Here is a 23,750-nt window from a genome sequence, read left to right as displayed (position 1 = left end):
AAAATTGGCTACAGTAGCGTTCCATACGTTAGGTTGTAAAGTAAACCATTATGAAACTGAAGCAATTTGGCAATTATTTAAGGAAAATGATTACGAAAGAGTGGATTTTGAAACGAATGCTGACGTCTTTATCATTAATACTTGTACTGTAACAAATACAGGTGACAAGAAGAGTAGACAAGTGATTAGAAGAGCAATACGTAAAAATCCAGATGCAGTTGTTTGTGTAACAGGTTGTTATGCTCAAACATCTCCTGCTGAAATTATGGCAATTCCGGGCGTTGATATTGTTGTAGGTACTCAAGATAGACATAAACTTATTTCTTATATTGAGGACTATAAACAAAGTAGACAACCTATTAATGGTGTAGGTAATATTATGAAAAACAGAAAGTATGAAGAATTAGAAGTTCCATACTTTACTGACAGAACACGTGCATCATTAAAAATTCAAGAAGGCTGTAATAATTTCTGTACTTTCTGTATCATTCCATGGGCAAGAGGGTTAATGAGATCAAGAGATCCTGAACAAGTTGTAAGCCAAGCAACAACACTTGTAAATTCAGGATATAAAGAAATTGTTTTAACAGGTATTCATACAGGTGGATATGGTGAAGATTTAAAAGATTATAACTTGGCGCAATTATTAAGAGATTTAGAACAAGTTGAAAATCTTGAAAGAATTCGTATTTCATCTATAGAAGCGAGTCAGCTTACAGATGAAGTTATTGATGTTATCGATAAATCAACTAAAGTTGTAAGACATCTTCATATACCATTACAATCAGGTTCTGATACTGTATTGAAACGTATGAGAAGAAAATATACGATGGCACATTTCTCTGAAAGATTACAAAAATTGCATAAAGCTTTACCAGGTTTAGCTGTTACAAGTGATGTAATTGTTGGATTCCCTGCTGAAACTGAAGAAGAATTCCAAGAAACATATGACTTCATTGTTAAACATCAATTTTCTGAATTACACGTGTTCCCTTATTCTATGAGAACAGGAACACCAGCAGCTAGAATGACAGATCAAATTGATGAAGAAGTTAAAAATGAACGCGTACATCGTTTAATTGAATTATCTAATCAATTAGCTAAAGATTATGCTTCTAAATTTGATCAAACTGTATTAGAAGTGATACCTGAAGAAAAAGGTTCAACTGATGGTAAACTAGTCGGATATGCAGATAATTACATGAAGATTGAATTTGAAGGCGATGAATCATTAATTGGAGAATTAGTGAAAGTGAAAGTGATCACACCAGGTTATCCTATCAATAAAGGTAAACTTGTAAAAGTTGTGGATCATGCAACAAATAAAGACGAAAGATTAGTTGCATATTAATATTCATAACAAATGATTATTGACTTAAAAAATGACTTATTTTATAATGTTTAAGTACATAGTAATATATACTATGTAAATGACATATAAAGCTTTGTTGATATTTGGAGGGAGGGAAATACAGATGTCTAAAACAGTAGTTCGTAAAAACGAATCAATCGAAGATGCATTACGTCGCTTCAAACGTACAGTTTCAAAAAGCGGTACGATTCAAGAAGTGCGTAAACGTGAGTTCTATGAAAAACCAAGCGTTAAGCGTAAGAAGAAATCAGAAGCAGCACGTAAACGTAAATTTAAATAATTAATTTTTTATTGAACTCCCTCAATGAATATTAATTAATTATAATGAACAATTTTAACGTTGAACGTCATAAAGAACACATAAACAATATCGTTTATGTGTTCTTTTATTTATTTGAAAAACATTTAAGTTTATAAATTTAGAATATTATGTATATACGTTTTAGTTCACGGCTATTTTATTGTATAATAAATATGAGGGGTGAGATTATTGACATCAGGGTATGAATACATATTTGCTTATTTTCAGAGCAACTTGAATTTAGGTATTGTTTCAAGTCAAAGTATGTCGTCTATTGGTGAGTTTATTACAACGCCATTAGTCACATTGATACTGACTTGTATTATTTTTCTAGGTGCACTATATCAATTATATTCAGAACGTATTAATTTTGCGGGAATTTTAAGCTTTATTTGTACACTTATCTTTTTCATTGGCTACGTTTTAATTGATGAAATTAGTTTGATTTCTGTTTTACTTTTTGGGATCGGTGCATTATTAGTAATAATTGAATTATTTGTTATAGGAGCAGTACTAGGTATCCTTGGTTTTATTGCCATTATTGGTAGTTTTGTATTAGTTGGAGAAAATATCTTAACTATGGGTATGATTATTGCTGTAGCATTAATTCTAACAACGATAGAGTGGGTGATATTAGTGAAAGGATTTAATCGTAAAATACCATTCTTTGATAAAGTCATTCTTAGAGACTCTACAAATAAAGAATCTGGCTATACATCTCATGATGATAGAAGTCATTTGATTGGCAAACTATGTACAACATACACTGCATTGAGGCCCTCAGGAATTATACTTGTTGATGACGAAAGAATAGATGCTGTTTCAGATGGTAGTTTTATTCAGAAGGATAAGCAAGTTAAAATTGTACAGGTTGAAGGTACAAGAGTTGTCGTAAGAGAAATTTAATTTAGACAAGGAGAGAAATGCATATGTTATCAGGTTTAATTGCTTTTGTAATTATTGCTGTCATATTAATCGTACTACTTATGATTTTATTCTCATTTGTACCAGTAGGATTATGGATTTCAGCTATTGCAGCAGGCGTAAAAGTAGGTATTGGTACTTTAGTTGGTATGCGTTTGAGACGTGTATCACCTAGACGTGTTATTAACCCATTAATTAAAGCGCACAAAGCTGGTTTAGCATTAACAACGAACCAGTTAGAATCTCATTATCTTGCAGGAGGTAATGTTGATAGAGTAGTTGATGCAATTATTGCGGCTCAAAGAGCAGAAATCAACTTAGTATTTGAAAGAGGGGCAGCGATTGACTTAGCTGGTCGTGACGTTTTAGAAGCTGTTCAAATGTCCGTTAACCCTAAAGTAATTGAAACACCATTTATCTCAGGTGTAGCGATGAATGGTATCGAAGTAAAAGCAAAAGCTAGAATTACAGTTAGAGCGAACATTGACCGATTAGTCGGTGGTGCTGGTGAAGATACAATCATCGCACGTGTTGGTGAAGGTATTGTATCTACAATTGGTTCAAGTCAACATCACACTAAAGTACTTGAGAATCCAGATAGTATTTCACAAACAGTATTAAGTAAAGGTTTAGATTCAGGTACAGCATTTGAAATTCTATCAATTGATATTGCTGATGTAGATATCGGTAAAAACATTGGTGCAGACTTGCAAACTGAACAAGCACTTGCTGATAAAAATATTGCACAAGCTAAAGCCGAAGAACGTCGTGCAATGGCCGTTGCTACTGAGCAAGAAATGAAAGCAAGAGTACAAGAAATGCGTTCTAAAGTTGTTGAATCAGAAGCAGAAGTACCACTTGCAATGGCAGAAGCACTTAAATCAGGCAATTTAGGTGTTAAAGACTACTATAATTTAAAAAATATAGAAGCTGACACTGGCATGAGAGAAGCAATCAATAAGAGTACAAAGCCACAAGATTCTAATTCACCGAACCAATAAGAGAGGTGATTTAAAATGGAAATAGGCATTATCATCTTTGTTATTTGGGTTATTTTTAGTGTCGTGAGCGGTATAATCGAAGGCGCTTCTAAAAATAAAAAGAAAAATAAGCAACCTCAAACAAGACAAAGACAAAATCCAGTAAATAGACAAGCTGAAGATAAGAAAAAATCTGCTGAGCAAGAATTAAAAGAGTTAGTTAATAAGTATGAAACTTATAAACAAAAAGCAGAAACAAGTTCAACTGAACGAATGTCTGGCCATTATAAAAACTTAGCAGATCAACTTGCCAATCATCTTAAACAATATAATATAGATGTTGAAAAACCTGTTGTTCAAACACATAAAGTAGAACAACAACCAGAGCAAACTTCTAATGAACATGAGAATGCTTATATCAATCAGAAGAAAGAACAAATTCATAAAAATAGACCTAAAAAACAACAAGAATCAATCAAACAGCTATTGGCATACAGCCAAGAAGAGAAAAAGTCTTTAATGAATGTACAGCGTGAAAGTATAGCTGATGTTGAAAAAGAAGCAGAGCAAATTATCAACAACACGCAACTTTCAGAAAGAACGAGAAGAGCAATGGTTAAACAGCTCTATTTAAACAGTAAACATAAGTTTAATGATGAAGCAATCAATGTTGATGAAAACCAAGTCGTAAATGGTATCATTTGGTCAGAAATTTTAAAAAGACCGAATGAATTAAAATAACGATTATATAAACAGAACCTAATTAATTTTAGGTTCTGTTTTTTATTCACAAAAATACCATTTAGACTTACAATAAAGGTAGGATTCAAGAGGGTGTGATGAAAATGGTATTTAAGAAAAAGCAGAGTATATTATCTATTATCATTTCGATTTTATTATTTTTTATTGCTTTAATACCGCTTTTTATTAGTAATAAGTATTTAATAGTCATTACTTTTATTCTCGTTTTTCTTATAATTTTAAACATTCTTTTTGAAAGATACACAATAAAAGAGCATTTTTTATCCATAAGAAGAGGATTATTCAAAAATCGTTATAATATCTTTGATATCGATCAAATTAATATGACTAAATCTATAGAAGGTAACAGCATGTTAGAAATTGTTTCAAAGGGTGAATTGGTCGAAAAAGTGAGTCCAATTGAAGAACGTGAGTTTATTATTACATTAATTCGAATTAATCCTAAAATTAAATTAAATAATAGCAATAGACTACATGAATATGAAAAAGTTAGAAATCTCATTATTGCACGTGAAAAACTAAATAATATACAAAATAAAGTGCATAAGATTGCACGTTACAATAAGGTTTGGTACATTTAAAGTGTCAACAATTCAACTTATAAAGGAGATATTTAATGCCTACATTAATTCAAATCGAGAATATGGATCAAGCTCAAGCTCTGTTGGGTAATGGGGATGAGCATATAAAGTATATTGAAAATGAACTCGAGGTGGATATATTAACACGTGGACAAGAAATTGCTGTCCGTGGTAAACGTATAGAAAATGTTGAAAAAGCTGAAAAAGTATTATTGAACTTACTAAAAGTAATCGAGAGTGGTGCGAGTATAACGATTAATGATGTACAAGCAGCGGTTAAAATGGCTGACAAAGGAACAATCGATCAACTGATTAATTTATATGATGAAGAAATCACTAAAGATAGTAATGGTAAAATAATAAGAGCTAAAACAATGGGTCAAAGAGTATATATCAATAATATAAAGAACAATGACTTAGTATTCGGTATAGGTCCAGCAGGTACAGGGAAGACGTTCTTAGCTGTTGTAATGGCTGCAAGGGCATTGCGTCTAGGACAAGTGAAACGTATCGTATTAACGCGTCCTGCAGTTGAAGCGGGGGAATCATTAGGTTTCTTACCAGGTGATTTAAAAGAAAAAGTAGACCCTTATTTAAGACCTTTATATGATGGGCTTCATACAGTGTTAGGAACTGAGCAAACATCACGTTTAATTGAACGAGGCACGATTGAAATTGCACCACTTGCTTATATGAGAGGTCGAACATTAGATGATGCGTTTGTAATCCTAGATGAAGCACAAAATACAACTCACCCACAGATGAAGATGTTCTTAACAAGATTAGGTTTCGGTTCAAAAATGGTTGTAACAGGTGACCGTACACAAATTGATTTACCTAAAGGTGTGAAAAGTGGATTAATTGAAGCTGATCAACGACTAAGTGGTGTCAAAGGGATAGCAATGACTTACTTAGAACAAACAGACGTTGTGAGACACCCATTAGTAGGTAAAATAATAAACGCATACGAAGAGGAGAAATAATATGCTAACAATGGATTTTATAGATGAGCAACAAGTAATTGATGAAGATACAAAAAATCAAATTGAATCATTGCTCACTTTTGCTGCTAAAAAGGAAAATATTACTGAAGAAGCAGAACTTTCAATTTCATTTGTCGATGAAGAAGAGATTCAAGCTATCAATCGTGATTATCGCGATAAAGATAAAGTAACAGATGTTATTTCATTTTCTTTAGAAGAAGATGAGCCTGAAATAGAAGGCTTAGATATGCCTAGAGTGTTAGGTGATATTATCATCTGTCTTGAAGTTGCTAAAGAGCAAGCTGAGTCTTATAATCATAGTTTGAGTAGAGAATTAGGATTTTTAGCATTACATGGATTTTTACATTTACTAGGTTATGATCATATGACTGAAGAAGATGAAAAAGAAATGTTTTCTCGACAAGATGAAATATTAAATGAATTTGGATTAACACGTGAATAAATTTGTAAATCGCTTTAAATTTCCTTTAGCAGGTTTAGTGACCATTCTCAAAAAAGATAAAAACTTTTTATTACATCTTATATTCGCTGTACTTGTATTGATTGTTAGTTTAATATTAAATCTCAATACATTTGAATGGTTATGGATTTTATTTGCAATATTTAGTGTACTCATTGTAGAGGTTCTCAATACTTCTATAGAGTATGTAGTAGATATGTTTACGGATGAATATAACTTACTCGCTAAACATGCTAAAGATACAGCCGCTTTAGCCGTTTTATTAACATCAATAATGGCTGCAATAATCGGGATAATGATATTTTTACCAAAAATTATATAAACATATAGGGGGAAATGGTATGGAATTCAAACAAGAGTGGTATGAAGGCGCAAGAGAAGCACAAAAGAGAGCATATACACCATATTCTAAATTTAACGTAGGTGCATATCTAGTTACGAAAGATGGTAAAGCTTATTATGGTGCTAACATTGAAAATGCAGCTTACCCATCAACAATTTGTGCTGAGAGATCTGCACTTGTTGCAGCAATGTCAGATGGGTATAGACCGGGAGACTTCAAATGTATTACAGTTACAGTAGATGCTGATAAACCATCATCTCCATGTGGCACATGCAGACAAGTGTTAAAAGAGTTATGTGATGATGACATGCCAGTATTTTTAACACATCAAACAAATGAAAGAATTGAAACTACAGTTAATGAATTATTACCTTTAGGTTTCTCAGGAAAGGATCTAGAATAAATGAATGAATTTAAATCAGGGTTTATATCTATTATAGGTAGACCTAATGTTGGTAAATCTACTTTTATGAATAAAGTTATTGGTCATAAAGTAGCGATAATGTCTGATAAAGCACAAACGACTCGAAACAAAGTGCAAGGTGTATTAACAACTGATGATGCTCAAATGATTTTTATTGATACACCAGGTATTCATAAACCTAAACATGCTTTAGGTGACTACATGATGAAAATCGCTAAAAATACTTTGAAAGAAGTAGACTTAATCATGTTTATGGTTAATGTTGATGAAAGTATCGGTAAAGGCGATGAATACATTATCGAATTGTTGAAACAAACGAAAACACCAGTATTTTTAGTGTTAAATAAAATAGATTTAATTCACCCTGATCAACTTTTAGTTGAAATTGAAAAGTACCAAAAAACAATGGATTTTGCAGAAATTATTCCAATTTCAGCATTAGAAGGGTTAAACATTGAGACACTACTAGAACAATTTAAAAAGTACCTTGAAGAAGGTCCGATGTACTATCCTAAAGACCAAATTTCTGATCACCCAGAACAATTTGTTGTTGCTGAGTTGATAAGAGAGAAAGCATTACACCTTACGAATCAAGAAATTCCGCATGCTATCGGTGTGAACGTCGATAAAATGACAAAAGCAGAAGGTGAGAAAGTCCAAGTAGAAGCAACAATTTATGTTGAAAGAGACTCACAAAAAGGTATTGTCATTGGTAAAGGCGGCAAGATGCTTAAAGAAATAGGTAAACGTGCAAGAAGAGATATTGAAATGCTACTTGGCTCAAAAGTATACTTGGATTTATGGGTTAAAGTACAAAAAGATTGGCGTAATAAACCTAATTTCATTAAACAAATTGGTTATAGAGAAGACGAGTATTAAGTAGAATGGAGGCGATGATATAATGCTTTATAAACAAGAAGGATTTGTCATTCGCTCTGTAGATTATGGTGAAAACAATAAAATCATCACAATATTAAATGAACACGGTCATAAAGTTCCATTAATGGCGCGTGGTGCTAAAAAAACAAGTCATCCACTACAAGGTGCTACTCAGCCCTTTGTACATGGCTTGTTTATTTTTTCGAAGTTTAAAGGAATGGGCACATTATCATCGGCTGATATTATAAACAGTAATAGAACGATGCAATCTGATATCTTTAAAAGTGCATATGGTGCATATTGTATAGAAGTCGTAGATAAAGCGTTAGAAGCGGAAGAACATGATGTATTCTTTTATGAATTATTGTTAGGTGTATTCCAAGCAGTAGAAAGAGGCGTTGATGCAGATACGATGAGTATGATTGTTGCGTTGAAATGTATGCCTAAATATGGTTATGAACCAACTTTTAATGCGTGCGTCGTAACAGGAGATATGGATCAACAGCAATTAAATGCTTATAGTTTCAAGTACAATGGACCACTTAGCAATCAAGCATTAATACATGATGAACATGCATATCGAATATCTAATAGAGCATTATATTTTATGAATCTTATGTATCAATTGCCGATCAAACATTTAAATAGCTTTAAAATAAACGAACAAGTCAAAAAAGAAATACAAACATTAATCGATAACATGTATGACGAATACGTCGGTGTAGTATTTAGAACCAAAAAATTACTCAACCAACTCGAAAACTTGAAAATGTAGATGTCTTATGTGAAGTGTTTCGTAATGGCTTCTTAACAACTAAACATAAAAAAACAGAGCAAAACTTAATTTATAAGTTTTGCTCTGTTTTTTGTTTAGTATTAGAATCTAATTTTTTCAGCTAAGAAGTTTTCAACTTCATCAATTGGCATACGTACTTGTTCCATTGTGTCTCTGTCACGTACTGTAACTTGGTTGTCTTCTAATGAATCGAAGTCAAATGTGATACAGTATGGTGTACCAATTTCATCTTGTCTACGGTAACGTTTACCGATTGATTGTGACTCATCAAAGTCGATTGCAAATCTTTCACTTAATTTTTCATATACTTTAATAGCATCTGGTGAAAGTTTTTTGCTTAATGGTAAGATTGCTGCTTTATATGGTGCTAAAGCAGGGTGGAAATGCAATACTGTACGTTGATCTTTCTCACCTTCATTTTCTTCTTCGTATGCATCACATAAGAATGCTAATGTTACACGGTCAGCACCTAATGATGGTTCGATACAGTAAGGGATGAATTTTTCATTTGTTTCTTGATCGTGATATTTGAAGTCTTCACCACTGAATTCACTATGTTGTTTTAAGTCGTAATCTGTTCTTGAAGCGATACCCCAAAGTTCTCCCCAACCAAATGGGAATTTATATTCGATATCAGTTGTTGCATTTGAGTAGTGACTTAATTCATCTTCGTCATGGTCACGTAATTTTGTATTTTCTTCTTTAATACCTAAATCTTTTAACCATTTTGCAGCGAAGTCTTTCCAGTAATTTTGCCATTCAATTTCAGTACCAGGTTTACAGAAGAATTCAAGTTCCATTTGTTCGAATTCTCTTGTTCTGAAGATGAAGTTACCAGGTGTAATTTCGTTTCTGAATGATTTACCAACTTGCGCAATACCGAATGGTAATTTTTTACGCATAGAACGTTGAACGTTTTTATAGTTTACGAAAATACCTTGTGCAGTTTCAGGACGTAAGAAAATTTCGTTTGTTGAAGATTCAGTAACACCTTGGAATGTTTTGAACATTAAGTTGAATTGACGAATGTCTGTCCAGTTAGCTGTACCACTTTCAGGACAAGTGATGCCTTTATCATCAATTAATTGTTTCATTTCATCAAAGCTCATACCGTCAGCGATAAAGTTCTCATCACCTTCAACATTATGCATGTAATCTTCAATTAATTTATCTGCTCTGTAACGAATTTTAGAATCTTTGTTGTCTATCATTGGATCGTTAAAGTTTGATAAGTGACCTGAAGCTTCCCAAGTTCTCGGGTTCATTAAAATAGCTGCATCTAGTCCAACGTTGTATGGAGATTGTTGAACAAATTTTTGCCACCATGCTTTTTTGATGTTATTTTTTAGTTCAACACCAAGTGGACCATAGTCCCAAGTGTTTGCTAAACCACCATAAATTTCACTACCAGGGAATACAAACCCTCTATGTTTTGCTAATGTTACTACCTTATCCATATCTTTTGCCATAAAAATTCACTCCTCAATTAAATTAAAAAAGCCCCAAGACATCATCAAATAATGCCTTGGGACGAGTATATTACCCGCGGTTCCACCCAAATTAGTGTAGCCACTCACTTTTTATAAAATTTTGTAAGCCAAAACTTTAATGTTAAGCTTTCACCATCCTTAACTCGCTTTTATTTCAAAGTTAATTAAAATATAGCATGGTATGGGAGAGTTATCAAGTGAAAACAGATATTCAAATTGAGCAATATTTGCGTTACATGTTATAATTAATCTATCTGAATTGTGTTCGAAGGGGTGAGAGCAATCGAATTAAATCAAAGACAAGAACAAATTGTACAAATTGTTAAGAACAATGGACCCATTACAGGAGAAAAAATAGCTGAACGACTAAATTTAACAAGAGCAACTTTAAGACCAGATTTAGCAATTTTAACAATGGCAGGTTATCTTGATGCAAGACCTAGAGTAGGATATTTTTATACAGGGAAATCAAGTACACAATTGTTAAGTGATTCAATTAAAAAAATGACCGTAAAAGAATCGATGGCGATACCAGTCGTAATAGAAGAAAGTATTTCTGTATATGAAGCAATATGTAAGATGTTTTTAGAAGATGTTGGCACATTATTTGTCATAAATAAAGAAGGCAATTTAATCGGCGTTTGTTCGAGAAAAGATTTACTGAGAGCTGCAATAGGTGGTCAAAGTTTAAAAGATACGCCAGTTAGTATTAATATGAGTAGAATGCCAAACATAACAGTATGTTTAGAAGATGACTTATTGATTTATGCAGCTAAATTATTAATTGATAAACAAATAGATGCAATACCAGTTGTCAAAAAACTTAAAGGCGACAAAATGAAAGTTAAAGGCAGAATTACAAAAACAACGATCACAAGAGCATTTGTTTCGCTTATTGAAGATGAGTAGGAGGAATTAGTTAAATGGAAGAGATAAGAATAATTATAGCATCCGATTCAGTAGGAGAAACGGCAGAGCTTGTTACGAAAGCATGTACGTCTCAATATAAGACAGAAGGAAATGCTTTAGATATTGTAAGATTACCGTATATAGAGAATGAAAGTAATATTAATGAAGTCGTATCATTAGCATTAGAGCAAAAATCAATAGTTGTTTATACATTGGTTAAACCAGAAATGCGATTATACTTAAAAGAAAAATTAGAAGAAAATAATATACAAAATGTAGACATTATGGGTCCATTGATGAGCATATTAAGCAATGAACTTAATGAAGCCCCACTTAATGAGCCAGGCAATATTCATAAATTAGATGAAGACTATTTCAAGAAAATAGAAGCAATCGAATTTGCGGTTAAATATGATGATGGTAGAGATCCACGTGGTTTACCAAAAGCTGATATCATTCTTATAGGTGTATCTAGAACTTCAAAAACACCATTGTCGCAATACTTGGCACATAAACGATATAAAGTAATGAATGTCCCATTAGTGCCTGAAGTTGCACCACCAGAAGGATTATTTGAAATAGATCCTAAAAAATGTATCGCTTTAAAAATTAATCAAAAAAACCTTAATGCGATTAGAAGAGCAAGATTAATTCAATTAGGTTTAAGTGATGATGCTAATTATGCGAAAGATGACAGAATCGAAGAAGAATTAAGATACTTCGAGGAAATTGTTGAGAAAATTGGTTGTCCTGTACTAGATGTTTCTGACAAAGCAATAGAAGAAACAGCAAATGACATTATTAAAATCATTACACAACAAAACCGTTAAAGGGTGACAGGATGCGTATAGAACAAGAACTCATTAATGAAATACGAGAGAAGAATGACATATTAGATGTCGTAAGTGAATATGTGAAACTAGAAAAAAGAGGACGTAATTATATAGGATTATGTCCTTTCCATGATGAAAAGACACCTTCTTTTTCAGTATCTGAAGATAAACAAATTTGTCATTGCTTTGGTTGTAAGAAAGGCGGCAATGTTTTTCAATTCATTCAAGAAATTAAAGGAATATCATTTGTTGATGCAGTCAGAGAACTTGGTGATAAAGTAGATATTCATATTGAAAAGCAAGAAACAGCACCAACTGAAGGTATTGTGGATGATCATATCAAAATGATTGAAATGCATGAGTTGATGGCAAATAACTACCATTATATATTAAAGCATACTGAAGAAGGTGAGGCAGCATTAAACTATTTGAAATCAAGAGGATTTACTGAAGAATTGATTAATGATAGAAAAATTGGATATGCACCAAACCATTCGAAATTCACGCATGACTTTTTAGAGAAAAATGGTTATGATGCTGTACTTGCATATGAAGCAGGTTTGTTAAGCCGAAATGATGAAACGTTTGATTATTTTGACCGATTCAGAGATAGAATCATCTTTCCGTTGTTGAATTTCCAAGGTAAGACAGTTGGTTTCTCTGGTCGAACGTATACCGATCAATCGCCGAAATATTTAAACAGTCCAGAAACACCAATATTCCAGAAAAGAAAAATGTTATACAACATTGATCGCGCAAGGAAATTTATAAGACAAAATGATGAAGTCATTTTGTTAGAAGGATTTATGGATGTTATCAAATCATTTGAAGCGGATATTAAACAAGTTGTAGCAACAATGGGTACAGCATTATCTAGAGAACACGTTACGATGGTCAAAAAACTGGCATCTAATGTAACTTTACTGTATGATGGAGATTTCGCAGGAAAAGAAGCTGCCATAAATGTTGGTAAAGACTTATTAAATGAAGGCTTAAATGTCTTTGTTGTCAATTTACCAAAAACGATGGACCCTGATGATTATATTACAGAATACGGAAGTGATGCTTTCAAATCATTTGTTGAAGGGCAAAAACAATCATATGTTGCATTTAAAGCGCAACAATTATATTATGCCAACGAAAATAATGATTTAAAACATGAACAACATATTGAAGAGTTGATTCATGACATCAATCTGATTCAATCGGAATTTTTAAGAAAAAAAGTATTGCAACAAGTAGCAGATTTGTATAAAGTAGATGTTAACAGTCTAAAAAATCGACTTTCGCCTAATATTGTTCAAAATTATACCGATTATAATAATTTCGTTCCTGAAATGAAGGAAAAAAAACTTGATAAAGTCGGTAGAGCAGAGCAAGCGTTGTTAAAACATTTTATGAATCATAAACAGCTATTTTTAGAATATCATTCTAGGATTAATCAAGAAGACTTCACTTCATTGAATAATAGAGTGATTTTTTCACGTTTAAATGGGTATTATAAGAATAACGATGTTTTTAACATAAGTGATTTTTCAAGTTACATTGAAGAACATCAAATCATTGAAACGGTTATGTATCTAGATTCATTGCTCATCAATGATGAACCAGAGACAGAAGAAATCGAAGACTACATTAGGATTATCAGTCCTAACGAACACAAAGAAAATTCCATAGAATATTTGAATCAACAATTGAATAAAGCAATGCAAGCAGGCGATATCGCACTGCAAAGGCAATATTTAGAACAAATTGTACAATATAATCGGAATAGAATGTAAGAGTTAATAACCCGGGAGGCCTATTCATGTCTGATAAAGAATTAAACAAAATTAATAGCGCTAATAATGAAGAAGTGCTTACAATTGAACAAGTTAAGCACCAATTAATTGAACAAGGTAAAAAAGCAGGACATTTGAGTCACGAAGAAATTGCAGATAAATTGCAAAACTTCGAAATGGATCCAGATCAAATGGATGATTTCTTTGATTTAATTAATGAGAATGAAATCAATCTTATTAATGAAAAAGATTCAAGTGATACAAATGACAAACTAAATTTAAATGACTTAAGTGCTCCTCCAGGTGTTAAAATAAACGACCCAGTAAGAATGTACTTAAAAGAAATCGGACGCGTCAATTTATTAACTGCACAAGAAGAAATCGAATTAGCTAAACGTATCGAGCAAGGTGACGAAGTTGCGAAATCACGTCTTGCTGAAGCGAACTTAAGACTTGTTGTAAGTATCGCTAAACGTTATGTAGGTAGAGGTATGTTATTCTTAGACCTTATTCAAGAAGGTAATATGGGTCTAATCAAAGCCGTAGAAAAATTCGACTTTAACAAAGGTTTCAAATTCTCAACATATGCAACATGGTGGATTCGTCAAGCAATCACTAGAGCGATTGCTGACCAAGCACGTACAATCCGTATCCCAGTTCATATGGTTGAAACAATCAATAAATTGATTCGTGTTCAACGTCAATTACTACAAGATTTAGGCAGAGATCCATCTCCTGAAGAAATTGGTGAAGAAATGGACTTACCACCAGAAAAAGTTCGTGAAATTCTGAAAATTGCTCAAGAACCTGTATCATTAGAAACACCAATTGGTGAAGAAGATGACAGTCACTTAGGAGACTTTATTGAAGATCAAGATGCACAAAGTCCATCTGATCATGCTGCATATGAATTACTCAAAGAACAATTAGAAGATGTATTAGATACATTAACTGACAGAGAAGAAAATGTATTAAGATTAAGATTTGGTCTTGATGATGGTAGAACAAGAACTCTTGAAGAAGTTGGTAAAGTATTTGGTGTTACAAGAGAACGTATTCGTCAAATAGAAGCGAAGGCATTACGCAAGTTAAGACATCCATCTAGAAGTAAGCGTTTGAAAGATTTTATGGATTAAACATGAAAAGTTTATATTAATCCCAAAAAGCCTTTGACAATGCCTTGTTTTAATATAAAATATAATTGTATGAAGGTTTAACAAAAGGGAGGTTGTATGAATGAATCGTAATCCTGTTATCCCGTTTATTCTGATTTTACTACTCGGTGTAGGATTAATATTCTTCATGTCAGCACATGGTGCTAACAAAGAGGAAGAAAAAGAAGGCGGTGGCGGTGCTAAAACTGAAAAGTTTGATGCAGCTACATTCGCTAAGGACAATTGTACAAGTTGTCATGGACAAAATCTTGAAGGTGGAATGGGACCTAAATTAGCTGGAAGCAAAAAAGGTGCCGATGAAATGAAAAAAATCATTCGTGAAGGTAAAGGTTCAATGCCTGCACATGACGAAGCTACTATTTCAAATAAAGATTTAGACACACTTGTCAAGTACTTAAAAGATGGCGCTAAATAACACAAAAAAATCTTTTGCTATTGCAAAAGATTTTTTTAATGAAAGGGAAAAATAATGATCCAAATAAATAAACGTTTAATGAAGGTAAGTGAATATTTAAATCATCACAAATTAGCAGATATCGGTTCCGATCATGCATATTTACCTATATACGCAATTCAAAATGGATTAATTAAAGAAGCGATTGCTGGAGAAGTTGTCAAAGGACCTTTTCTTGCTGCTCAAAAGAATACTAAATTATATGGTATGAATGAACTTATTGAAGTTAAACTGGGCGACGGTTTAGAAGTAGTAGACGAGACGATTGATGCCATTACGATTTGTGGCATGGGTGGTCCATTAATTGCTCAAATTATTGAAGAAGGAAAGCATAAGTTAACAGGGCATCCGGATTTAATTTTACAAGCTAATATACATGCGTTGCCAATTAGAAAAGTATTACAAACCATTGGTTATCAAATCGTTGATGAACAACTCATAAAAGATAAAAAACATATATATGAAATCATAGTGGCTAAAAAAGGTGAGATGGACCTAAATGAATTAGAATTAAAATTTGGTCCTAAATTATTAGCCAATAAAAATGATTTATTCTATGAAAAATGGCAAAGAGAATTAGAATCACTTAATAAAATTAGTAAACAATTAGAACATCATGAGGATAAAAATAGGTATAATGAAATTAATCAACAAATACTTCAAATAAAAGAGGTGCTTTAATGATTATTCAAGAGCTATTACACGAAATTGATAAACAAGTTCCATTTTCTACGAGTGAATCTTGGGATAATGTTGGGTTATTAATTGGTTCAGAAAAAAGTGAAGTGAACGGTGTATTAACAACATTAGATTGTACGTTAGAAGTTGTAGAAGAAGCCATTCAAAACAACATCAATACGATCATTGCACATCATCCACTTATTTTTAAAGGTGTTAAAAATATTACGGATAAAAGCTATGGTCCTATTATTCGTAAATTGATACAAAACGATATCAATTTGATAGCACTTCATACAAATCTTGATGTGCATCCTAAAGGTGTTAGTTACATGATTGGACAACAAATAGGATTAAGTAATATGAAAGTATTAGAAGAACAACAAGAGTCCTATTATAAAGTACAAATATTCCTACCTGATCAAGATGTTGAAGCTATGAAAGCTGCATTTAATGACCATCATTTAGCTCAAACAGAAGAATACAGTGAAGTATTTTTCCAGTCACAAGGTAAAGGACAATTTAAACCTAGTGCAACAGCTAATCCACATCTTGGACAAGCAGATAAGACTGAAACGGTTTATGAAACGAAACTAGAATTAATGGTTGATGAGAAAGATTTAGCACTTGCTAAAGAACTCATTATTCAAACACATCCATATGAAGAACCCGTTTATGATTTCATCAAAATGTCGAGAACATCTTCTGTAGGCTTAGGAATCATCGGGGAATTAAAAGAAACGCAATCAGTAAATGAATTTGTGCAAAACTATAAACAAAAGCTCGCTATACCAGCAGTTAGATTTATTGGAGACCAATCAGCGCAAATTAAACGGGTCGCAATTGTTGGTGGTGCTGGTATTGAATATGCAAATTTAGCTAAAGCACAACAAGCTGATTTATTTATTACTGGAGACGTTAAACATCACGAAGCATTAGATGCACTAATGGACGGTATAAACGTCTTAGATGTTAATCATTATAGTGAGTATGTTATGAAAGAAGGATTAAAGTCATTATTAGAAGAATGGACAAATGGTAATATTAAAGTGTTAACATCTTCTATTAATACAGATCCTTATCAATATATGTAAAAACTGCCGAGTAAATTCGGCAGTTTTTTTAGTCCATTATTTTTACAGGTTTAGGCTTTTTAATTTTAGGTAATATTTTTTCAACAGGTACATTACTTGTTAAATTTACGTCACGCGCTTCTGTCGGGTCATAATTTTTAATATAATCAATGACTTCTTTAACGATAGGTGTTGGTGTTGAAGCACCTGCCGTTACAGCGACACTTTCGATGTCTTGTAGCCATTCTAATTTTAATTCACTCAAATCAGCGATTCGATATGCGTTTGTATGTGCGATTTCTTTAGATACTTGGGCTAATCTATTTGAATTATTACTTTTAGGATCACCAACGATAATGAGTAAATCTGCTTGATCTGCTTGTGTTGCAACAGCTTCTTGTCTAACTTGTGTTGCTAAACAAATTTCTTCATGTACTTCAATATGAGGATATTTAACTTTTAATTCATCAATAAGGTGTTTAACATCCCATTGTGACATAGTTGTTTGATTCGTTACGATAAGTTTTTGGTTCATTAATGCTTCTGGCAAGGCATCGATATCATCTAAAGTTTGAACGAGATGTACGATATCAGGTGCCACACCAACTGCGCCTTCAGGTTCTGGGTGTCCTTTTTTACCAATATAAATAACGTGATAGCCATTTGATTTAACGTCACGTATTAACTGATGTGTATTATCTACATCTGGACATGTCGCATCAATACAAACGAGTCCTTTTTCTTTTGCTCGTCTTTTGACTTCAGGTGAAACACCATGCGCAGTAAATATAACGGTACCTTCATCAATTTGTTCTAAAATCTTCAATCTGTTCGGACCATCTAACGTAATAATGCCATCAGATTCAAAAGCATCAGTCACATGTTTATTATGAACAATCATGCCAAGTATATAAATGGGTCTTGGCAGTGACTTATCTAAAGATGCATTTCTAGCGATAACCATAGCGTCTACAACACCGTAACAATAACCTCTAGGGGTAATCTTTATAATTTCCATAAATTGCCCTCCTTATTAAAGTCTATTATAACAAACACGCAAGTCTTAAAGAAACGAAATAAAAATTCAAAATAAATCTTTTAGCCTATCATAAAGTGCGCATTTACTATATAATGTATGAAGTGAAAAAGAAACGAGGAGGGTCGCTTATGTCTAAGCATCCGTTTGAACATTTTCAACTTGAAAATGAATTAGTAGAGGCCGTTAAAGATTTACATTTTAACCAGCCAACAGAAATACAGCGAAGAGTTATACCCAAAATTAAAAAAGGATCTAATATAATAGGACAATCTCAAACTGGTACAGGGAAATCACACGCATTTCTACTACCATTATTTGATAAAATTGACGTCGATATAAAAGAACCACAAGTGATTATTTTGGCACCAACAAGAGAATTAGCAAAGCAATTATATGATGCAGCTTCACATTTAACTCAATTTAAAAAAGGTGTAAAAGTTAGCCTATACATTGGTGGAACAGATAAATCAAGAGATATTGATAAATCTAAAAATACACCACATGTTGTTGTAGGTACACCGAATAGAATTGATGACATGGCTGTAGAGCGTGCTTTAGATTTACATCTAGCGAAGTCAGTAGTTGTAGATGAAGCAGATTTAATGATTGATTTAGGATTTATGCCTAAAGTAGATAGTATTGCGAGTAGATTAGATGAAAACGCACAAATTTCAGTATTTAGTGCAACGATTCCTAAAGCATTACATCCATTCTTAAATAAATATTTAAGTAATCCTGAATTTGTTGAAATTGAAACAGCATCATCTAACAAAGACAATATCGACTTTTACTTAATACCGACTAAAGGTGTTGAGAAAAAAGAAAAAGTCTTAAAAGTTATGAATGTGATTAATCCTTATTTAGCAATCATATTTGCTAATAGCCGTGATAGAGCAGATGAATTAGTTGCGTATTTATCAGAAGAAGGCTATAAAGTAGGGGTTATCCATGGTGGTTTATCACCTAGAGAAAGAACACAACAAATGAAACGTATTAAACAATTAGACTTTGAATTTGTTGTCGCAAGTGATTTAGCATCACGTGGTATTGATATTGAAGGTGTAAGTCACGTTATCAACTATGATTTACCTAAAGAAATAGACTTCTTTACACATAGAGTTGGTCGTACAGGTCGTGGTGATTATAAAGGTATCGCAATCACTTTATATACACCTGATGAAGATGATTTAATTACACAAATTGAGAAGCATAATTACAAGTTTAAACATGTCGATATTAAAAACGATGAATTTGTAGAAATTAAAGATCGTCAAAAGCGTACGAAACGTGTTAAAAAAGAAGATAATATTGAAAAATCACTAAAACAAAAAATTAAACGAAACAATAAAAATAAAGTAAAACCTGGCTATAAGAAGAAATTCAAACGAGAATTAGATGAGTTGAAATTTAAAGAAAAGAAAGCTCATTCTAAGAGAACAAAAAGACAAAGTAGAAAAGGATAGGTGTCAAATATGTTAATTGGATCACACGTTTCAATGAGTGGTAAGAAGATGCTATTACAAGCAGCAGAAGAAGCGGCAAGTTATAATGCTTCTACATTTATGATTTATACAGGTGCTCCACAAAACACAAGACGTAAAAAGATTGAAGATTTAAATATTGAAAATGGTAAAGCAGCAATGAAAGAATATGGTTTATCTAACATTGTTGTGCATGCACCATATATCATTAATATTGCAAATACAACTAAACCAGAAGTATTTAACCTAGGTGTTGAATTCTTACAATCAGAAATTGAACGTACTGAAGCATTAGGTGCTAAAGACATCGTACTTCATCCAGGTGCGCATGTTGGTGCTGGTGAAGAAAAAGGTATTCAAAAAATTATTGAAGGTTTAAATGAAGTATTAACAAATAATAATGATGTACGTATCGCATTGGAAACAATGGCAGGTAAAGGTTCTGAATGTGGTAAAACATTCGAAGAACTTGCTCAAATCATTGATGGTGTAAACCATAATGAAAGATTATCTGTATGTTTCGATACTTGTCATACAAATGATGCTGGTTACAACGTTAAAGAAGACTTTGATGGCGTATTAAATGAGTTTGATAAAATCGTTGGTATCGACCGTATAAAAGTACTTCACGTCAACGACAGTAAGAATCCACAAGGTGCAAGAAAAGATAGACACGAAAATATTGGCTTTGGATCAATTGGTTATGATGCATTGCACTATATCGTCAATCATGATGCATTTAAAGAAGTACCTAAAATTTTAGAAACACCATATGTTGGTGATGACAAAAAGAATAAAAAACCACCATATAAATATGAAATCGAAATGATTAAAAATGGTACATTCGATCCAGATTTAAAAGAAAAAATCTTTAATCAATAACATTATTTAAGAATGCTAATTCAATTAGCATTCTTTTTTGTTCGTAAACATTACTATTTACATTCTTTCATATTCATTGTATAGTATTCTATTGACGAGGTGATGAAGATGGAAAAAGAAACACCGATTTTCGAGTTAAAAGATATCAGTTATAGTTATCCAAATAAATTGGCACTTAGCCATATTAATATACAAATTTATAAAGGAGATTTCTTGGCAATAGTTGGCCCAAATGGGTCTGGGAAATCGACTTTACTGAAATTGATATTAGGGTTATTACCTTTACAAAAAGGTGATATCTTAATAAGTGGTAAAAAAATAAATCAATATAAATCTTGGGAAAAAATTAGTTATGTATCACAAAAATCCAACGCTTTTAGCTCTGGTTTCCCAGCGACAGTAAAAGAAGTTGTCATGAGTGGTTTAACTAAAAATAAAAGTCTTTTTAAATGGTTTAATAAAGAAGATGCTGCACAAGTAGATGCCATATTAGAAAGATTAAATATAAGTGATCTTAAGAATGAAAATATTGCACAGTTATCAGGCGGTCAACAGCAAAGAACGTTTATTGCTAGAGCATTAATTTCTAAACCGAGTATTTTAATATTAGATGAACCTACTGTAGGTATTGATGCAAGACATGTTTCAGAATTTTATCAATTACTGACGCAATTAAAGCAAGAAGGGATTACAATCATTCTTGTAACGCATGATATTGGTGTTGTAGCTGATACAGCAAGTAAAGTAGCTTGCTTAAATCAACATATACATTTCCATGGTACAAGTGAGTCATTTAAATCATTAGATGAAGTCTCAATATCTAAAATCTATGGACATCCCGTACAATTTGTCGATCATCAACATGATCGTGACTGTTGTGCACATGAAGAAGTTGAAGAATTAGTACAAAGTTAACGTCGAGCAGAATAAATATATAGATTTTAAATAAGGAGATTGGATATGTCAGTTGAAACGAGAGATAGATTTATGCTCCTGAATGAAGGAGTGTTATATCGTGATTGATGCGTTTTTAAATTTTGATTTTATAAGATACTCATTTATAAGTGGTATCTTAGTAGGATTGATTGCACCTTTAATAGGGGCATTTATTGTAGTTAGAAGGCTATCGCTCATTGCGGATGCTTTAAGCCATGTGACGTTAGGTGGTATATCAATGGGACTGTTCTTAATGAGTGTTAGTCCATTGTTTGCTACTATAAATCCAATATGGTTTGGTATTATTTTTTCAATAGCAGGTGCGTTATTAATAGAACAATTAAGAACTGAATATAAACATTATCAAGAAATCGCAATACCAATCATCATGAGCGGTGGTATAGGTATTAGTGTGATATTTATTTCTTTAGCAAATGGATTTAACCAAGATTTATTTGGATATTTATTCGGTTCAATTAGTGCCGTAAACTTAAGTGATTTATTTACAATTATCGTCATTACAATAATTGTTTTAATCTTTGTTATGTTATTATACAAATCACTATTTGTATTATCTTTCGATGAAGAATACTCAAAAGTTATTGGCATGCCAAAATGGATCCAATTATTATTTATTGTCATTGTGGCACTTGTTATTTCAGCTTCAATGAGAGTTGTTGGTATTTTGTTAGTGAGTAGTTTAATGACATTGCCAGTCGCTACAAGCATGAGATTAGCTAAAGGATTTAAACAGTTAATCGCATTAAGTATTTTATTCGGTGAAATCTCAGTAGTACTAGGTTTGATATTATCCTTCTATTTAAATATTTCACCAGGAGGTATTATAGTAGGATTATTGATTATAGAATTACTTGCTAGTATTGCGTATAGTAAAGTATTGATTAAAAAAGGAGGCTATCATCTTGAAAGTAGAGGAAGCCATTCAAATATTGAAAAATGATGGACATAAGTACACAAATAAACGTCGTGATATCATCTCATTATTTGTAGATGAGGATAAATATATCACAGCGAAATATATTCAAGAAGCATTGAAAGACGATTATAATGGATTATCTTTCGATACAATTTATCGTAATTTATACTTGTTTAAAGACTTGAATATTATCGAAAGTACTGAAATAGACGGCGAAATGAAATTTAGAATTGCATGTCAAAGTCACCATCATCATCATTTTATTTGTGAATCATGTGGTACAACAAAAGTAATAGACTTTTGCCCAATGGATTCTATAAAACAACAATTACCTAATGTAGAAATAGCATCACATAAATTAGAAGTATACGGTAAATGTGAACAATGCAAAACAGTATAAGAAGTGAAGAATGGTAGCTTGAGGAGCTACCATTTTTTATTTGGAGGTATAGGTGTGGGGTTGAGTACTATCGCTAACGATCAAGACTCGAAAACAAGATCGTTAGCCGGCATTTTGTACGCAAAAAATAAAAAATTATATGCGCTAACAATCAAGACTCGAAAACAAGATCGTTAGAAATTCTAACGTCCAAGAAAATGAAACAAGATCGTTAGCCGACACTTTAATTACACAATACACGAAAAAACCTGGTCCATCTCATATATGGGCCAGGTTTTAACTATATTCTATGAAGTAACGTTGATACTTCATGCCAATTTTTAATTCTATATATACCATTTTGTAAATCTTTCTGGTTATATGGTGTGTCAAACAAGAAAACAGGGATATTTAAATAGTGATTGATATCTTCTGCGTTATCTAATTTATCTTCAAAGAAAATATCGATATTCTGTTCTTTTGTCACTTCTAATTTATTATGACTACCTGTTAATGTAATTTGATCAAATGGTATATGATGTGATTGGAACCATTCTTTCGTAATATCTTCTAAATAATGATGTCTTGCACTTATATAATATAGTTCGTAGTCATCTTTTAGTTGATTCAAAATGTCTCTTGCGCCCTCTGCAACAGGGGAGTGTTGGTATATATGTGATTCATTATTTTTAAACCAACTCAACATTTCTTCTTCTTTACAGTTTAAGACATTTGCTAAATTGTATTCTGTAATATCTTCATATTTAAGTTGTTGATTAAAATCTCTTTGTAAATAGGGTACAAATGTTTTTGGACATGTAACTGTGCCGTCAATATCTATACCTAATCTTGGCTTTTGATTCATAAAAATTCACCT

The 23,750-nt window shown here is 32.3% G+C and carries 27 protein-coding genes; 24 read left to right on the top strand and 3 right to left on the bottom strand.

Going from position 1 to position 23,750, the window contains the following annotated elements; all coding sequences use genetic code 11:
* Nucleotides 1-4 precede the first annotated feature (4 nt).
* The 12 genes from mtaB (at nt 5) to recO (ending at nt 8,805) form a co-directional block, all read left to right on the top strand.
* Nucleotides 5-1,351 (top strand): tRNA (N(6)-L-threonylcarbamoyladenosine(37)-C(2))-methylthiotransferase MtaB, encoded by a 1,347-nt coding sequence (mtaB, locus tag LQ686_RS01250; protein WP_103360656.1) that lies wholly within the window; start codon nt 5-7, stop codon nt 1,349-1,351.
* Nucleotides 1,352-1,475: 124 nt separating this feature from the next.
* A complete protein-coding gene (gene rpsU / locus LQ686_RS01245; protein WP_016998564.1) occupies nt 1,476-1,652 on the top strand; it encodes a 30S ribosomal protein S21 in 177 nt (58 codons plus the stop codon).
* A 210-nt stretch (nt 1,653-1,862) separates the two neighbouring features.
* The gene (locus LQ686_RS01240; RefSeq protein ID WP_103360655.1) at nt 1,863-2,579 is read left to right on the top strand and encodes an NfeD family protein; all 717 of its coding nucleotides are present in this window, start codon (nt 1,863-1,865) and stop codon (nt 2,577-2,579) included.
* Between the two features lie 23 nt (nt 2,580-2,602).
* The gene (gene floA, locus LQ686_RS01235; RefSeq protein ID WP_025904203.1) at nt 2,603-3,598 is read left to right on the top strand and encodes a flotillin-like protein FloA; all 996 of its coding nucleotides are present in this window, start codon (nt 2,603-2,605) and stop codon (nt 3,596-3,598) included.
* Nucleotides 3,599-3,613: 15 nt separating this feature from the next.
* A complete protein-coding gene (locus LQ686_RS01230; protein ID WP_103360654.1) occupies nt 3,614-4,318 on the top strand; it encodes a hypothetical protein in 705 nt (234 codons plus the stop codon).
* A gap of 98 nt (nt 4,319-4,416) precedes the next feature.
* Nucleotides 4,417-4,920 carry a PH domain-containing protein gene (locus LQ686_RS01225; RefSeq protein ID WP_232174156.1) on the top strand — a complete coding sequence of 168 codons (504 nt, stop codon included), beginning with the start codon at nt 4,417-4,419 and terminating at the stop codon, nt 4,918-4,920.
* A 35-nt stretch (nt 4,921-4,955) separates the two neighbouring features.
* Entirely contained in the window at nt 4,956-5,903 is a 948-nt protein-coding gene (locus LQ686_RS01220) for a PhoH family protein (protein ID WP_037588335.1), read from the top strand.
* Nucleotide 5,904: 1 nt separating this feature from the next.
* Nucleotides 5,905-6,366, top strand: a complete 462-nt coding sequence (gene ybeY / locus LQ686_RS01215) for an rRNA maturation RNase YbeY (RefSeq protein ID WP_025904199.1) — start codon at nt 5,905-5,907, stop codon at nt 6,364-6,366.
* Nucleotides 6,359-6,706 (top strand): diacylglycerol kinase family protein, encoded by a 348-nt coding sequence (locus tag LQ686_RS01210; RefSeq protein ID WP_107565597.1) that lies wholly within the window; start codon nt 6,359-6,361, stop codon nt 6,704-6,706. The genes ybeY and LQ686_RS01210 overlap by 8 nt, the downstream gene beginning before the upstream one ends.
* Nucleotides 6,707-6,725: 19 nt before the next feature.
* Nucleotides 6,726-7,130, top strand: a complete 405-nt coding sequence (gene cdd / locus LQ686_RS01205) for a cytidine deaminase (RefSeq protein WP_025904197.1) — start codon at nt 6,726-6,728, stop codon at nt 7,128-7,130.
* Complete coding sequence (gene era, locus LQ686_RS01200) at nt 7,131-8,030, top strand: GTPase Era (RefSeq protein WP_037588330.1); 900 nt, start codon at nt 7,131-7,133, stop codon at nt 8,028-8,030.
* 22 nt (nt 8,031-8,052) lie between these two features.
* Nucleotides 8,053-8,805, top strand: a complete 753-nt coding sequence (recO, locus tag LQ686_RS01195) for a DNA repair protein RecO (protein ID WP_103360652.1) — start codon at nt 8,053-8,055, stop codon at nt 8,803-8,805.
* Between the two features lie 101 nt (nt 8,806-8,906).
* On the opposite strand, the gene LQ686_RS01190 is transcribed toward recO, so the two are convergent.
* Complete coding sequence (locus tag LQ686_RS01190) at nt 8,907-10,295, bottom strand: glycine--tRNA ligase (RefSeq protein WP_025904194.1); 1,389 nt, start codon at nt 10,293-10,295, stop codon at nt 8,907-8,909.
* Between the two features lie 294 nt (nt 10,296-10,589).
* Between LQ686_RS01190 and ccpN the strand changes: the two genes are divergently transcribed.
* The 7 genes from ccpN to LQ686_RS01155 all read left to right on the top strand — a co-directional run bounded on the left by ccpN (nt 10,590) and on the right by LQ686_RS01155 (nt 17,240).
* A complete protein-coding gene (gene ccpN / locus LQ686_RS01185; protein WP_037588327.1) occupies nt 10,590-11,225 on the top strand; it encodes a transcriptional regulator CcpN in 636 nt (211 codons plus the stop codon).
* Nucleotides 11,226-11,239: 14 nt separating this feature from the next.
* Entirely contained in the window at nt 11,240-12,055 is an 816-nt protein-coding gene (locus LQ686_RS01180) for a pyruvate, water dikinase regulatory protein (protein WP_025904192.1), read from the top strand.
* An 11-nt stretch (nt 12,056-12,066) separates the two neighbouring features.
* Nucleotides 12,067-13,839: a DNA primase gene (dnaG, locus tag LQ686_RS01175; protein WP_037588322.1), complete on the top strand. Its 1,773-nt coding sequence runs from the start codon at nt 12,067-12,069 to the stop codon at nt 13,837-13,839.
* A 26-nt stretch (nt 13,840-13,865) separates the two neighbouring features.
* On the top strand, nt 13,866-14,975 hold the full coding sequence (gene rpoD / locus LQ686_RS01170) for an RNA polymerase sigma factor RpoD (protein ID WP_025904190.1): 1,110 nt from the start codon (nt 13,866-13,868) through the stop codon (nt 14,973-14,975).
* Between the two features lie 100 nt (nt 14,976-15,075).
* The gene (locus tag LQ686_RS01165) at nt 15,076-15,429 is read left to right on the top strand and encodes a c-type cytochrome (RefSeq protein WP_025904189.1); all 354 of its coding nucleotides are present in this window, start codon (nt 15,076-15,078) and stop codon (nt 15,427-15,429) included.
* A gap of 54 nt (nt 15,430-15,483) precedes the next feature.
* Nucleotides 15,484-16,149, top strand: coding sequence for a tRNA (adenine(22)-N(1))-methyltransferase (locus tag LQ686_RS01160; protein ID WP_103361139.1), 666 nt, complete (start codon nt 15,484-15,486; stop codon nt 16,147-16,149).
* Nucleotides 16,149-17,240 carry a Nif3-like dinuclear metal center hexameric protein gene (locus LQ686_RS01155; RefSeq protein WP_103361138.1) on the top strand — a complete coding sequence of 364 codons (1,092 nt, stop codon included), beginning with the start codon at nt 16,149-16,151 and terminating at the stop codon, nt 17,238-17,240. Before LQ686_RS01160 ends, LQ686_RS01155 begins: the two co-directional genes overlap by 1 nt.
* Nucleotides 17,241-17,268: 28 nt before the next feature.
* Here the strand turns inward: LQ686_RS01155 and LQ686_RS01150 are convergent, their stop codons facing one another.
* The gene (locus LQ686_RS01150; protein WP_239733114.1) at nt 17,269-18,237 is read right to left on the bottom strand and encodes a 4-hydroxy-3-methylbut-2-enyl diphosphate reductase; all 969 of its coding nucleotides are present in this window, start codon (nt 18,235-18,237) and stop codon (nt 17,269-17,271) included.
* Nucleotides 18,238-18,386: 149 nt separating this feature from the next.
* Between LQ686_RS01150 and LQ686_RS01145 the strand changes: the two genes are divergently transcribed.
* The 5 genes from LQ686_RS01145 (at nt 18,387) to LQ686_RS01125 (ending at nt 22,894) form a co-directional block, all read left to right on the top strand.
* A complete protein-coding gene (locus LQ686_RS01145; RefSeq protein ID WP_025904185.1) occupies nt 18,387-19,721 on the top strand; it encodes a DEAD/DEAH box helicase in 1,335 nt (444 codons plus the stop codon).
* Between the two features lie 9 nt (nt 19,722-19,730).
* Nucleotides 19,731-20,621 carry a deoxyribonuclease IV gene (locus tag LQ686_RS01140; RefSeq protein ID WP_025904184.1) on the top strand — a complete coding sequence of 297 codons (891 nt, stop codon included), beginning with the start codon at nt 19,731-19,733 and terminating at the stop codon, nt 20,619-20,621.
* 108 nt (nt 20,622-20,729) lie between these two features.
* A complete protein-coding gene (locus tag LQ686_RS01135; protein ID WP_025904183.1) occupies nt 20,730-21,536 on the top strand; it encodes a metal ABC transporter ATP-binding protein in 807 nt (268 codons plus the stop codon).
* Between the two features lie 100 nt (nt 21,537-21,636).
* On the top strand, nt 21,637-22,518 hold the full coding sequence (locus LQ686_RS01130) for a metal ABC transporter permease (RefSeq protein ID WP_048539705.1): 882 nt from the start codon (nt 21,637-21,639) through the stop codon (nt 22,516-22,518).
* Nucleotides 22,481-22,894: a Fur family transcriptional regulator gene (locus LQ686_RS01125; RefSeq protein ID WP_025904181.1), complete on the top strand. Its 414-nt coding sequence runs from the start codon at nt 22,481-22,483 to the stop codon at nt 22,892-22,894. The genes LQ686_RS01130 and LQ686_RS01125 overlap by 38 nt, the downstream gene beginning before the upstream one ends.
* A 280-nt stretch (nt 22,895-23,174) precedes the next feature.
* Here the strand turns inward: LQ686_RS01125 and LQ686_RS01120 are convergent, their stop codons facing one another.
* The gene (locus LQ686_RS01120) at nt 23,175-23,738 is read right to left on the bottom strand and encodes a 5' nucleotidase, NT5C type (RefSeq protein ID WP_103361137.1); all 564 of its coding nucleotides are present in this window, start codon (nt 23,736-23,738) and stop codon (nt 23,175-23,177) included.
* Nucleotides 23,739-23,750: the final 12 nt, after the last annotated feature.

The sequence above is a fragment of the Mammaliicoccus sp. J-M41 genome, from assembly GCF_022385935.1.
GTDB classification, from domain to species: Bacteria; Bacillota; Bacilli; order Staphylococcales; family Staphylococcaceae; genus Mammaliicoccus; species Mammaliicoccus sciuri_A.
Note: the sequence above shows the minus strand (reverse complement) of the source record. Positions and strands in the feature narration are given on the sequence as shown.